General features: G+C 32.9%; 12 protein-coding genes and 2 tRNA genes. 7 read left to right on the forward strand and 7 right to left on the reverse strand.

All coding sequences use genetic code 11. From position 1 onward, the window contains the following. The first annotated feature begins 14 nt into the window (after positions 1 to 14). A complete protein-coding gene (groL, locus tag GAPWK_RS13630) occupies positions 15 to 1,661 on the forward strand; it encodes a chaperonin GroEL (protein ID WP_025316770.1) in 1,647 nt (548 codons plus the stop codon). Positions 1,662 to 1,753: 92 nt separating this feature from the next. Here the strand turns inward: groL and GAPWK_RS13635 are convergent, their stop codons facing one another. From GAPWK_RS13635 to GAPWK_RS13645, 3 genes are read right to left on the reverse strand one after another with little or no spacing between them, the layout of a single operon-like run. Further along, the gene (locus GAPWK_RS13635) at positions 1,754 to 2,332 is read right to left on the reverse strand and encodes a manganese efflux pump MntP (RefSeq protein WP_025316771.1); all 579 of its coding nucleotides are present in this window, start codon (positions 2,330 to 2,332) and stop codon (positions 1,754 to 1,756) included. A 38-nt stretch (positions 2,333 to 2,370) separates the two neighbouring features. After that, positions 2,371 to 2,991: a tetratricopeptide repeat protein gene (locus tag GAPWK_RS13640; RefSeq protein ID WP_025316772.1), complete on the reverse strand. Its 621-nt coding sequence runs from the start codon at positions 2,989 to 2,991 to the stop codon at positions 2,371 to 2,373. Between the two features lie 26 nt (positions 2,992 to 3,017). After that, positions 3,018 to 4,199: a bifunctional tRNA (adenosine(37)-C2)-methyltransferase TrmG/ribosomal RNA large subunit methyltransferase RlmN gene (locus GAPWK_RS13645; RefSeq protein WP_025316773.1), complete on the reverse strand. Its 1,182-nt coding sequence runs from the start codon at positions 4,197 to 4,199 to the stop codon at positions 3,018 to 3,020. Between the two features lie 181 nt (positions 4,200 to 4,380). Between GAPWK_RS13645 and GAPWK_RS13650 the strand changes: the two genes are divergently transcribed. Next, positions 4,381 to 5,052, forward strand: coding sequence for a M15 family metallopeptidase (locus tag GAPWK_RS13650; protein ID WP_158413613.1), 672 nt, complete (start codon positions 4,381 to 4,383; stop codon positions 5,050 to 5,052). Here GAPWK_RS13650 and GAPWK_RS13655 read toward each other — a convergent pair. Continuing rightward, on the reverse strand, positions 5,033 to 6,361 hold the full coding sequence (locus tag GAPWK_RS13655) for an ATP-binding protein (protein WP_025316775.1): 1,329 nt from the start codon (positions 6,359 to 6,361) through the stop codon (positions 5,033 to 5,035). The genes GAPWK_RS13650 and GAPWK_RS13655 overlap by 20 nt on opposite strands. A gap of 16 nt (positions 6,362 to 6,377) precedes the next feature. Next, the gene (locus GAPWK_RS13660) at positions 6,378 to 7,058 is read right to left on the reverse strand and encodes a response regulator transcription factor (protein WP_025316776.1); all 681 of its coding nucleotides are present in this window, start codon (positions 7,056 to 7,058) and stop codon (positions 6,378 to 6,380) included. 359 nt (positions 7,059 to 7,417) lie between these two features. Between GAPWK_RS13660 and GAPWK_RS13665 the strand changes: the two genes are divergently transcribed. From GAPWK_RS13665 to GAPWK_RS13675, 3 genes are all read left to right on the forward strand, one after another. Then, positions 7,418 to 8,713, forward strand: coding sequence for an L-cysteine desulfidase family protein (locus GAPWK_RS13665; RefSeq protein WP_025316777.1), 1,296 nt, complete (start codon positions 7,418 to 7,420; stop codon positions 8,711 to 8,713). 124 nt (positions 8,714 to 8,837) lie between these two features. Next, positions 8,838 to 8,913, forward strand: a tRNA-His gene (locus GAPWK_RS13670). Positions 8,914 to 8,934: 21 nt separating this feature from the next. Beyond that, positions 8,935 to 9,011: transfer RNA gene (locus GAPWK_RS13675), tRNA-Pro, on the forward strand. Positions 9,012 to 9,277: 266 nt separating this feature from the next. Here GAPWK_RS13675 and GAPWK_RS13680 read toward each other — a convergent pair. Next, positions 9,278 to 9,490 carry a hypothetical protein gene (locus tag GAPWK_RS13680; RefSeq protein ID WP_025316778.1) on the reverse strand — a complete coding sequence of 71 codons (213 nt, stop codon included), beginning with the start codon at positions 9,488 to 9,490 and terminating at the stop codon, positions 9,278 to 9,280. Positions 9,491 to 10,509: 1,019 nt separating this feature from the next. Then, positions 10,510 to 11,400 carry a pepsin/retropepsin-like aspartic protease family protein gene (locus GAPWK_RS13690; RefSeq protein ID WP_025316780.1) on the reverse strand — a complete coding sequence of 297 codons (891 nt, stop codon included), beginning with the start codon at positions 11,398 to 11,400 and terminating at the stop codon, positions 10,510 to 10,512. Between the two features lie 1,306 nt (positions 11,401 to 12,706). Here GAPWK_RS13690 and GAPWK_RS14370 point away from each other — a divergent pair. After that, positions 12,707 to 13,429: a GntR family transcriptional regulator gene (locus GAPWK_RS14370; RefSeq protein WP_025316781.1), complete on the forward strand. Its 723-nt coding sequence runs from the start codon at positions 12,707 to 12,709 to the stop codon at positions 13,427 to 13,429. Further along, positions 13,426 to 14,109, forward strand: coding sequence for a GntR family transcriptional regulator (locus tag GAPWK_RS13700; protein ID WP_025316782.1), 684 nt, complete (start codon positions 13,426 to 13,428; stop codon positions 14,107 to 14,109). Before GAPWK_RS14370 ends, GAPWK_RS13700 begins: the two co-directional genes overlap by 4 nt. Positions 14,110 to 14,115 lie beyond the last annotated feature (6 nt).

A 14,115-nucleotide genomic window follows, 5' to 3' on the forward strand; every position in this document is an offset into this window, starting at 1 on the left:
GGAGAAATACGAAGATGGCAGCTAAAGATGTGAAATTTGGAAATGACGCTCGTACTAAAATGCTTAAAGGTGTTAATGTATTAGCTGATGCAGTTAAAGTAACTTTAGGTCCAAAAGGGCGTAATGTGGTATTAGATAAATCATTTGGTGCCCCAACTATTACTAAAGATGGTGTGTCAGTTGCTCGTGAAATCGAATTAGAAGATAAATTCGAAAACATGGGTGCACAAATGGTTAAAGAAGTCGCTTCAAAAGCAAATGATGCAGCTGGTGACGGTACAACGACAGCAACAGTACTTGCTCAAGCTATCGTTAATGAAGGTTTAAAAGCTGTTGCTGCGGGCATGAATCCTATGGATTTAAAACGTGGTATTGATAAAGCGGTGGTTGCTGCAGTTGAAGAGCTTAAAAAATTATCTTCACCATGTGCTGACTCTAAAGCAATTGCGCAAGTTGGTACTATTTCAGCAAACTCTGATGAAACTGTTGGTACTTTAATTGCTCAAGCAATGGAAAAAGTAGGTAAAGAAGGTGTCATCACTGTTGAAGATGGTACTGGTTTACAAGACGAACTTGATGTTGTTGAAGGTATGCAGTTTGACCGTGGTTATTTATCACCATATTTCATCAATAAACCAGAAACAGCTACTGTTGAATTAGATAACCCTTATATTTTATTAGCTGATAAAAAAATCTCTAATATCCGTGAATTACTACCAGTATTAGAAGCGGTTGCTAAAGCGGGTAAATCACTATTAATTATCGCTGAAGATGTTGAAGGCGAAGCATTAGCAACATTAGTTGTCAATACAATGCGTGGTATTGTTAAAGTTGCAGCGGTTAAAGCGCCTGGTTTTGGTGATCGTCGTAAAGCAATGTTACAAGATATTGCTATCTTAACTTCAGGTACAGTTATTTCAGAAGAAATCGGTTTAGAGCTTGAAAAAGCAACTCTTGAAGATTTAGGTCAAGCAAAACGTGTTGTAATCAACAAAGATAACACAACTATCATTGATGGTGTTGGTGAAGAATCGTTAATTAATGCACGTGTTGAACAAATTCGTAAACAAATTGAAGAATCAACCTCTGATTACGATAAAGAAAAACTTCAAGAACGTGTTGCTAAATTAGCTGGCGGTGTTGCAGTAATTAAAGTTGGTGCAGCAACTGAAGTTGAAATGAAAGAGAAAAAAGCACGTGTAGAAGATGCATTACATGCGACTCGCGCAGCGGTTGAAGAAGGTGTTGTTGCTGGTGGTGGTGTTGCATTAGTTAGAGCTGCTTCTGCAATTCTAGACCTTAAAGGTGCAAACGAAGATCAAAACGTTGGTATTAAAGTAGCTCTTCGCGCGATGGAAGCACCATTACGTCAAATCGTTACTAACTGTGGTGAAGAAGCTTCTGTTGTTGTTAATGCAGTTAAAGGCGGTAAAGGTAACTATGGTTACAATGCTTCAACTGAAGAGTATGGTGATATGATTGCCATGGGTATTTTAGATCCAACTAAAGTAACTCGTAGCGCATTACAATATGCTGCATCAGTAGCTGGTCTTATGATCACAACTGAATGTATGGTTACTGATTTACCTAAAGAAGATAAAGCTGATTTAGGTGCTGCTGGTGGTATGGGCGGCATGGGAGGAATGGGCGGAATGATGTAATTTCCCCTATTATTTATCCAATGAAAAACCACTCCAATATGTGAGTGGTTTTTTTATATCTAAAGCTGTCTGTTTTTTATAACGTTTTGTAATTAACTTGTTAAATGCTGGTAAAGCGTGATTACGCCAATAAAAATAAGTACTAATCCACCTAATAGTTCGGCTTTTTTGCCTACAACACACCCTATTTTCTTACCTAATAACAATCCTGCTGTCACCATCGCACAAGTTGCTAAGCCAATCATTGACGCAGTAAAATAGATATTAACATTGGCCATTGCTAAACCTATCCCAACAGCAAATGCATCTATGCTAGTTGATATAGCAGTAAAAATCAGCATAAAAAAAGATTTTTTATTTGATGATACCTGTTCTTCTGCTTGGTCGTCTTCGTTTGATGCTTTTAGGCTGTTATAAATCATGTTAATACCTAAAAACATCATGATAGCAAACACTACCCAATGATCCCATTTTTCGATATATTGCAAAGCGATATAGCCAATTAACCAACCAAGAAGTGGGGTAATTGCCTCAATAATACCAAATAATACACCAATTTTTAAAGCACCTAAAAATGGGATGGATTTTAGTGATATACCTCGACATAAAGCGACCGCAAAGGCATCACTCGACATTGCCAACGCTAATAACATAATGGCCAATAAACTCATGACATTTACTCTTGCTTCTAAAATATTTATTTTAACTTTTATGATTTATTTTTTGAGATTAAAAATAGATAGTTAGCGATATTTTTATCGCCTTTATTTTTATAAATTTCAGCTGTTTTTATCACATTACTTCGACGACTAGGATCATATTCAAAAAGTTGTTTGAACATACGATCGGCTGTTTGTTTATCTCCATTTTGGATAGCGCAATAACCATATTGCTCATAGGTATCGGCTTTCCAGCTATGTTTGTCTAACTCAAGACTTTGCTCAAATTGCTTTTGAGCTTCTTGATAACGGTCTCTACCACACAGAAAAGAGCCGTAGTGAACATGGTATAAACCGTTACCTGGCTGCATTAAAGTGATACGTTTATAAATCATTTCAGCTTCATCATATTCGCCAACATGTTGATCAAACATTGCCATTGCTAGCATCACTTGTGGATTGTTGGGCGAATATTGAGACGCTAATTTTAGATTATAATGTGCGGCTTTAACATTTTCTTCCGATTCGTTCGCTTTAGCTAAATAGCCTAGTCCTAATCGCATTCTTGCTAATGCAGCGGTCTCTGGGTCAAACTCTTCTCTGTTATTAGTTTGACAACCTGATAGCATTAGCATGGAAAAACAGCTTAATGTTATTAGCGATCTTTTCATTTATACTTCCTTTTTATATTAGAAGATTATGCTGTTTTCTGAACAAGATTTTGCTTTTTATAAAGGGTTCGTTTCGTGCGATCAACTACTTCACCAGCAAGTTGCCCGCAAGCTGCGTCAATATCATCACCACGCGTTTTACGAACGATTACTGTGAATCCATAACCCATTAATGTTTTCATAAATCTATCAATTCTTGTATTTGAACAACGAGAATAAGGTGCTCCAGGGAATGGATTCCATGGAATTAAATTGATTTTACTTGGTACATTTTTTAAGAACTTCGCCAGTTCATGGGCATGCTCAACACTATCATTTATTTGATTTAATAAAACATATTCAATTGTTACTTTACCGTGATTGGCATTTGATGTTGAAAGATAACGTAAAATTGAATCACGTAGCATCGCCATATTATATTTTTGGTTGATTGGCATAATTTCACTACGGATCTCATCATTTGGAGCATGAAGTGAAATAGCTAATGCAACATCGATCATTCCTGCCAATTTATCTAAAGCTGGTACTACGCCAGAAGTTGAAAGTGTTACTCGTCTTTTTGATAAACCATAGCCAAAATCATCCAACATAATTTCCATTGCAGGCGCTACGTTAGATAAATTTAGTAAAGGTTCCCCCATTCCCATCATAACAACATTAGTGATAGGTCTGTCGGCTAATTTACCTGTGACACCTATGGCATTTGATGCTCGCCAAACTTGTCCAATAATTTCAGCAACGGTTAAATTGCGATTAAAACCTTGTTGAGCAGTTGAACAGAATTTACATTCCAGTGCACACCCGACTTGTGATGAAACACACAATGTAGCACGGTCCCGCTCAGGAATATACACAGATTCAATCATCTGATTATTTCCCACATCTAACGCCCACTTGATGGTACCATCAGATGATCGCTGTTCAATAGCAATTTTAGGTGCTTTAATTTCAGCTAAGTTTTTTAATTGTTCACGTAATTTTTTATTAATATCAGTCATTTGATCAAAGTCATCAATACCAAAGTGATAGATCCATTTCATGACTTGATCGGCTCTAAAGGGCTTTTCACCGAGCGATATAAAAAAATCACGCAATTGCTGACGCGTAAAATTAAGTAGATTTATTTTTTCTTGTGTTGAATTAACATTGATTGTATTTGTAGCATCTGAATTAGTTGCAGACGTGCTAGATGTAGCTAGTTTTAACATAAGGCCTCGTTTTTACACATTATGGCTATTTCAATTTTTAGGGAAAGGATTATACTGGTTTTCATATTATCTGGCTAATAGAATATTATAGAAACTCAAAATGATAAAAAAAACATTAAAATTAAAAATAATTCTCAATTTTACATTGATATCAACTCTATTTTCATACTCGACTATCACTATGGCACATTCAACTCCATTAAATAAACTTACTGGTCAATTTGACGAAAAAAAAGACAGTGATTTTATAGCATTAGATTTAACAGTTTTACCTGTTAATAAAAAAGGAATGTATCTACAAAAAGAACCAGCAGATCAACTAATCAAAGCTTATAATGATTTTAAAAAAATACACCCAGATATTCCTTTTATTGTAGTAAGTGCAACTCGTAATTACAATTATCAAAATGGCATTTGGCAACGCAAGTGGGATGCATTGTTGCAAAAAGTTAACAATCCACAAAACATTGCCACAGAGATTTTAAAATTTTCATCAATGCCTGGCACCTCAAGACATCATTGGGGAACAGACGTTGATATTACTAGTGTGACATCCAATTTTTTTAAGCAAGATAAAAAAGGTATTATTCTTTATCAATGGCTACAAGAAAATATGCCTAAGTATGGTTTTTGCCAACCGTTTAATGAAGGACGTAAAGGAGGATATCTTCCCGAAGAGTGGCATTGGTCATACAAACCTATTGCAGGTAAATATATTGCGCAGTATAAAGCGATATTAGACAGTGACCCAAATAAAATTATACAAACCCTGACATTTACAGGGCATGATAAAATTAAATTACTAGAGTTGGTTAAAGAGTATGTATTATCCGTTAATAGCGAGTGCTACTAGGCGTAAGTTTTTGTGATTTACGCCAATAAGGTAAATATATAGTAACAACAAGTCCACCGCCTTCTCGATTTGCTGCCTTAATATTACCGTGGTGCATAACAACAGTTTTTCGAGCAATCGCTAATCCTAATCCATAACCTTTGCCAAGTTGTGGTGACTGAATACGAACAAATGGCTCAAAAATACTGGATAATTTATTCCATTCAACACCAGGTCCACGATCTTTAACTTCTATTTGTAAATATTTGTTCGTTTCTTTTAATGAGACTTCAATAGCCTGCCCTGATTGAGAAAAACGAATCGCATTACGAATAATGTTTTCAATCGCACGACGTATCTGTTCTGAATTGCCTTTGACAATCGAATGATTAATTGTTGAAGGGGTAAAATGTACATCAATCTGTTGGTGATTTGCCTCATAGTTAGCATCATTAATCACCACACTTAATAAATCTTTCAAGTCAAAATATTCATCATTACGATTGTCCATTTCAGAACGGGAGTATTTTAATATTTCGCCAATTAACTGATCTAATCGTTCGGATTCCAGTTCAATCCTCGCTAAACAAGTATCAATATTTTGTTTATTTTGTTGAGCAAGCCCAATAGCTAACTGCAAACGTGCCAGTGGCGTTCTAAGTTCGTGCGATACATCATGCAACAATGCTTGTCGATCAGAAATTAAGATATTAAGTTGTTCAACCATCATATCAAAATCTTTACCCACTTCACTTATTTCATCATGCCGATATTCTAATTTATCAAATAATCGAACCGAAAGATCGCCTTGTGATACGCGAAAAAAGCCCTGCCGTAATAATCGCATTGGTTTGGTTAAATTCCAAGCTAGAGTAAGACTTAACGTAAGCCCAACTAAAACTCCCGTTAGTGTAATAGGCATTGGCATATTAAACAGTATTTTTTGGAACTGAGTATTTATTTCTTCTTTTTTAAACGCAACAGAATACAGTGTTCCATCTGGAGCAACGGCCGAACGTTTGTACATATAATTCGGAGATTCTAATTCATCATTTAAAATATTAACTTGATCATTTTGTGGAGAGACCAATCTTATTGACAATAACACTCGCTCACGTTCGGGTAAATGTGCAATAAAATTAAGTGTATCTTCTTCACCAGCCACATGCAATAATTGCGCAATCATATCGACTTTTGTCGGCATATGATTGAGAATTTGTTTACTTTTGTCTTCTACATAAAGCGAAAAAGCAATCCATGTCAGTTGGAAAGTAAGAAAAAACATTACACAAAATACAACAAGTATTTTCCAAAATAATCGACGATTCATAGCAAACCTACTGTTATTAACGAATGCGGTACCCTACAGCTCTGATGGTTTCAATCGTCACGTCATTTTGGGCAACTTGATATAATTTTTGACGAATATTACTAATATGTACATCAACACTACGATCATAAAGTTCTCGAGCGCGACCAAGTCCAACTTCAGATAATTCTTCTTTAGTCACAACACGTTCACTATTTTTTACCAATAAAACTAATAAATTGAATTCAGTCGAAGTTAAGTCAATAACCTGTCCATTCCAAGTACATAACCGTTGCGGTATATCTAATGTTAAACCATTAAAATGGTATTTTTTATCATCACCTAATTCAACCGTTTGTTCATCAAAACGTCGTAACACTGCGCGTAATCGGGCTAATAGTTCTCGAGGATAACAAGGTTTAGGAATGTAATCATCGGCGCCCAATTCTAAACCTAACACACGATCGATATTGTCACCTTTAGCTGTTAACATAATAACGGGCATATTACTGTGTTGACGTATACTTTTAAGAACGTCAATACCATTAATATCAGGCAACATTACATCTAGAATTGCCACACGATATTTTCCCGATAATGCTTCATCAATAGCATCTTTACCCAAATAAACACTTTTAATATTAAAACCTTCATTGGTTAGATATTCACTAAGCATCTGTGATAATTCAACATCATCATCAATTAACAAAATATTTATCATATATCGCCATTATTATTTAATTTTATGTAGTTACATTATTACAATAATAAAAAAAAAGTCAGGTAATTTTACTAAAATATTACATATTTTGAACAGTTCTCGATTATTTAATTCACTGTTTAACAAAACAAAAATTTTAGATTAATGCTAAACTGAAAAAACTTTTTTTAAAAGATTAACATTATTTTCCTTCTAAAAATATTTTAAATAATAACCTTTATTTATTCTAGTACAAAATATTTAATTATTTACTTTGCAAGCTTAACCTTAAATTTTAAACTAAATATTATATATCTTTTATTAAATGTTTCACCATCTGGCACTATTTATTATAGGCGATAATATGGAGATAAAAAATGGAACAACAAGTACTATGGCAAGAATTAATTGAATTGGTAAAACATGAGGTTTTACCTGCATTAGGCTGTACAGAGCCTATATCTCTTGCTTTAGCGTCAGCTGTTGCGACTAAATATCTTGATAAAAATAGTATCAGCCATATTGATGCTTATGTTTCACCAAATTTAATGAAAAATGGTATGGCAGTTACTGTTCCTGGAACAAGTATGGTTGGATTGCCAATTGCAGCAGCAATTGGAGCAATTGGCGGTGATGCAGAAGCAGGTCTTGAAGTACTAAATAAGATTACACCTAAACAAATTAACCAAGCTAAAGCTCTACTAAAAGAACAAAAAGTGAGTGTACAAATTGCTAATAATAATACGACAATTTATTCTGAAGCCAATATTTATGCTAAAGGCGATCATGTTAGAGTATGTATTGAAAGCTCACACACCAACATAATATTAATAGAAAAAAATGGTGAAGTAATTTTCAAAGCAGATAATAAAACACAAAAGGAGTCTAAAAAGGAATCAATCATAACTCATATGTCAGTCAAACAGATATATGAGTTTGCAACGCAATCTAATTTTGATGATATCAAATTTATTTTACATTCTGCTGAATTAAACGATGCCTTGTCTCAGGAAGGATTAAGACGAGAATATGGCTTAAAAATTGCCGCTACCCTACACAAACAAACAAAAACGGGGTTGTTGGCTGATGACCTGTTATCTAAAGTGATTATTCGCACAACCGCAGCATCAGATGCCCGAATGGGCGGTGCAACTTTACCTGCGATGAGTAATTCAGGTTCTGGTAATCAAGGTATTACCGCAACAATGCCAGTAGTTGTAGTTGCCGATTACTTAAAATCAACAACAGAGCAACTAGCTAGAGCTCTGATTTTATCTCATACTATTGCAATTTATATACATAGTAAATTTCCACCATTATCAGCACTTTGTGCTGCATCAACAGCCGCAATGGGATCAGCAGCGGGTATGGCATGGTTACTGGGTAAAGGCCAATATGAACCTGTTGAAATGGCTATTTGTAGTATGATTGGTGATTTATCGGGCATTATTTGTGATGGAGCTTCAAATAGCTGCGCTATGAAAGTATCAACTTCGGTATCTTCAAGTTTTAAAGCTGTTTTAATGGCATTAAATCGTATTCGTGTGACAGGTAAAGAAGGTATAGTTTGCGATAGCGTTGAAGCTTCAATTAATAATCTTGGAGCCATTGTTAGCAAGAGTATGAAAACAACCGATACTCAAATTATTGATATTATGTCACATAAAATTTAAACACATCAATCAGCGGTAAAATATTAAGCTTTTAACGCTCTTAATATAAGCAATCAGTATATTTTTGAAAAAATATACTGGACAATGTTATTTTTTATGCGTAATATTTCGTCCTACTTCTATGGTGGCTATAGCTCAGTTGGTAGAGCTCTGGATTGTGATTCCAGTGGTCGTGGGTTCGAATCCCATTAGCCACCCCATTTTATAGAGTAAAAATCTAACGGCGAGTAGCGCAGCTTGGTAGCGCAACTGGTTTGGGACCAGTGGGTCGGAGGTTCGAATCCTCTCTCGCCGACCAATTTTAAATAAGAAAGCTTACTCAATGGGTAGGCTTTTTTATTATCATAGCGATTAACCTAATTCAAACTTAGAATATTTTCCTAAACAATTTAGTAAAAAAATCAGATAAGCCGTCTTTGACATTTATAGAATACACCGCACGCCAAATATTTGATTCTAAAGATATCTCTATTTTAGAGAGTAATTCTTACCATACGATAAAATATTTTAATGACTTAATTTCACTTTAACTCGGTAATACGCATTTTTCTCATTATTAAATTGTTAAGAGTAAATACCTAGCGATGTTAATTCATTCAAATATAGCGTGTTGCCCGAAATTTCATCGATTATTCCTTTCTGTTGACCAATTTTCTGAAATGGAAGTACATCGTATCGAATAGATACAAGTAAGCCGACTTTAATAAAACCAATGGCGCTCGATGGATTAAATAAATTAGCCTCTAATTTAGAATTTTCAGGCAATAGTGTTGTCATAATAACATTATCACTAATGCTTTACCCTTTTGAAACCATAATAGTACAAATGAGCGCATCTTTTGATGCGACAATAGTTATCAATTTTAGTTGCTCATTTTCGATAAACTCTTTTTCAATTGAAATTATTTATTGTTCAATATGTTGACGTTTATCTTTTTTCTTGTAATGGTATTTGGAGTAATTGAACATCTAAATCATAAATTTTATGATTTGTAGATTCTAACTTTTGTTTAAGGTCAAATAATATAGATTTTTGGTCAAGTAATTTTGATTGTCAGTTATTAAACAGAATCTGAGTTAAAAAGCTTTTTGTTCTTTTGTGATATTTCATCAGCAATTTCAATATGTTCTGTTTGTACTGCTATTTGAGATTGTAAAATAATTTTTTCTTCTTCTAGATTTTTTGTCTGTTGTATTGAGATTTTTTTGCATTATTTTGCTCTAAAATAATTTTATGCGGGAGTGTTAGGATATTTTTATTAGACAAAACTTTTATACCACATCATAAGTAGAACTGTACTTTAAATTTCTTAGAATAAATAGAGGTTGTCCCATTTTAATTGTTTGGTTTTCCTTTACCAAAATTTGAACAACGATGCTAGGATCTGAAGATAAAATAGTAAATATTCCATCCACCGGAAGTAAAGCGCCATTTACATGAATTTTTCTACCATAATCAAAAAAAATTAAGAGAAAAATCATTGCAATAAATATAATTAGAAACAGTGCATTTATCCGCTTTATGCTATAAGTGGTAATAATCATTATTTGACAAACAATATTTATCCAATTGTTTTATAAGCATTCTTTTCTAAAGAGGGATTCATCTGATTCATTCATATTATTGAAACTAATCTTTAATATACTAAAATTGTTTAGTTACTCAAATATTTGCTATATTCTAGTGTTTAAATACACTTGCCATATTTTATATATAAAAACCTATATCTATATTAAAATATATTGTAAATTTAGTATCGTGATACTGCGTAAATACAACAATTTAAATGCAAACTTTATTGATTTTCAACTTCTTCTGGGTAAGGTTTTACCCATATTTTTCTATTTTTAAAATCAACTTTAACTATATGATTATAAAAAAATCCATAACCTAATACTCCATCAAATGGCATTTCATCGGTAATCTCATCAAGTACAGCGAAAAATTCTTTAACATTTGGCATATCGACAAATGAAAGCTCAGTAATAGGAAATGGTAAATCCTCTTTCTTTATTAATTCCGCTTGTTTAGATAGTCTTTGTGACATAATTGCATTAGAACCAGCACCAGTATCTAATGCTAATATATAATTTTTTTCATTATCTGTAACATTTACCAACAAATGTCCTTTGGAACTAGTAAAAAAGGGAATTTCAAACCAATCGCTTGCTAATTGAGTAGTGAAATCATCAGATAAGGTCAACTTGTGACTTCGAACATCAAATGTCACCATTTTATCAATAAATAGACCTAAGCCTGCGACTGCTATCTGTTTTTCATTTATTTCTTGTTGCTGTTGGGTGGTTATCTTATCACCCGATTCAACATCGACAACAAATCCCCAAGGTTGATATTCATCGACTTCTAACTGTTCATAAAACAAATCGTTAATTATCAAATTATGTACAACGAATTGTCGACTATAGTGAACATTTCCTAACCCATCAGTGAATTTTAGTTTATCCTTTTTTTCAACTTTATCTTCAATTTTATTAATTATATTTAAAGGTAAACTTAAAGCAGTTATCGAGCCAGTGTCTAATTTGAAATCAACATTCTCATTATTGATTTTCAATGATATTATTTGTTGCCCAAGCTCATTTTCATTTAGTAACCATTCGACTTCTTTAGCTTGGGTGACCGCGGTAAATAATGCTAAAATAGCGATAATTAATTTTTTTTTCATTGCAGTATCTCTATAACAATAAGATCGTAACCTTATATAGATATTTAAATTATCACATATTATTCCAATCTTAGAACTCAGTTAAAGGCTAGAATCGCCATTCATAACCAATCCTACCAATAATTTCCTTACGACCTCTTGATGTACTACCTTTAACCCAAATGAAAGCCCTCGCACCATTCACCAAACTCAATTTTTCCACTAAGATCTATCATTTGAGGACCATTTGATTCCGAAGAATCCACAGTTTTATTTTTTAGTAAACATAATTTCTTTTAAGTTAAATTAAAATAATGGTGCTAAAAAAGCGAACAACATCATCACTTTAACAAAAATGATAACAATTATCAATATCACTTAAATTTTTTGGTTTTTTCATAATTTTCAACAATTAATATATAAATAACTGTATTCTTTATATTTTTAGTTTCTAAATTTTAAAGTTTTTTTGCATATACCTCCAGGCAGATATTTTATCGATTTTGGTAATCTGCTGTTGTCTGTTGAAATTCCATCATATTGCTTATAAAAATACTAGGGAGGATGATAAATTCTTGTGTTAACATGGTTTCTTTAAATTACTTTATTAAATGCTGATCGGATAAGGCAATACCATTATTGTCAATTTGTTTCAAGGTCTGAATAGCTGTTCCAGAAAATTCATGGACTGGCTTTGCTGTAGTGTTAATACTAATTGGTTACTTATCCAGTTGCGAGTTGGATAACAAAATGACTATCAGTACAAACGGAACAGTAATACTGTTTTTTTGTTGAGGAGTAATTTATCTAATGTGGTAGGCTTTTTAGTTTTACTAATTTTAGTTAACCAAAATGGGATATTCCATCCGTTAGATAATAAATATATTTCACTGGTTACAAAAAATAAGCTGATGTCTATATGCAATCACGAGTAGAGCACCAATGAATACTGTTGTATTTTGTCTACAAAATCAGATGCGGTTATTTATGCTCGTTATTTGACTTATCTGCTTGGAATATCAATGACGATCTCATTACCAAAAGCTTACTCAATGAATGGGCTTTTTTATTATCTGCTGATTGTTTCATCCTTTTAATACTAAATCGGTTTCATTTATTAACATTGATAACCTGAATTAGATAGGCTAATCGCTATTATTAATTTTATCTGAATAATTTTATTGGATTACGATAAAAAGTGTGATCTCTATATCAATTTTGGTACTCAAAATTGACAACATGTATTTTTTTTATTATTTTTTAAAACATCTTATATGGATTAAGATATATCTAATAGATATAAAAGCCCACAGATGGAGTGTGACCTTTGGAATATCGTGATATCGCTGCAAAAACAGATGTTGAAGAAAAAATTCGAGCTAATCTGAGCATAATTAAAGATAAATCGACAGAAAGAGGTCTTGCCGAATACTTTGGTGTCAGTCGGACCACAGTACGAAATGCGTTGAATGATTTAGCAATGGAAGGATATGTTTTTCAAAATGATAAAAACCTACCATGCCATAAAGTTTTTGAAATTAATATGCTAAAGATGTCTTCATTTAGTGAAGAAGTTCAAAAAGAAGATGATATTCAAATAAAAATAAAAGTACTTTCCAACCAGATAATTAAAATGCCTGCTGATTTGAGAGAATTCTTTGGTTCAAATGATCAGTTAATTAGAATTATTCGACAACGCTTTTTAAACCAAGATCCCCTCTCTTATGAAATTACTTATTTACCATCATCAAAATTTAAAAATTTAGATAAAATAGATTTAAACGGTACTTCTCTTTATGAATTTTTAAAAGAACACTACCATTTTACACCAAGCCACGGTAGAGAAGAGATTACTTATGAGGCAGCTACTGATGATAAGGCCAAATATTTACAAGTTGCTGAAGGTACACCAATTTATAAAGTATCAAGCTATAGTTTTGATAATAATTTCCAACCATTTGAACACACCGATCAGTATTTAATTGGCAATCGATTTCGATATCATTTATCGGCTAAAAATATCTTCAATTATGAGGTAACACATCAATGAAGTTATTTGAAAAAGTAGCCTCTCATTTAATGGATGAGATAAATACTGGACATTATAGGGTTGGATCTGAATTACCACCAGAAGGACAGTTGCAAAAGGATTATGCCGTCAGTAGAACAACTGTTCGAAAAGCAATTGATTTGCTGGTTGATAAAAATATGGTGGTTAGGAAAAAAGGAGTTGGTTTATTTGTTGCCCCAACCTTATCTACCCAAAATATTTTAGAAATGACAGGGATTATCAAACCACATATTTACCAGAATCATAAAAAAATTATTAAAGAGACCTATTTAAGGCAAGCCGGAAGTTACTATAGCCAATTATTAAAGATAAAACCTTCCGAGCTAATCTATTACATTAGTTTTTTAGAAGTTGCAAAAAACAGTGTAGTTAAAGAAATTTTTCTCTTACCTCTTAATAATTTTCCCGATTTCCAAATATCTATAATCAAAGTTTTATCAGCACTCGAAATCACTAATTCGGGTAAAAAAAAGGTCGATATATTAGAGCAAGATTTGCAGCTAATTGTGGCAAATGCTGAATTAGCAAAACAGTTACGATGCAAAATTAACGATCCATTATTTAAAATTTCTAATCACTATTTTGATATTAATAGAGAACCAATAGCCATTGAATATAAGTTTGCTAGTAATACTAAATATGTGGTTGATTTCACCTAGGAGGTA

This window comes from Gilliamella apicola, from assembly GCF_000599985.1.
In the GTDB taxonomy this organism is placed as follows: domain Bacteria; phylum Pseudomonadota; class Gammaproteobacteria; order Enterobacterales; family Orbaceae; genus Gilliamella; species Gilliamella apicola.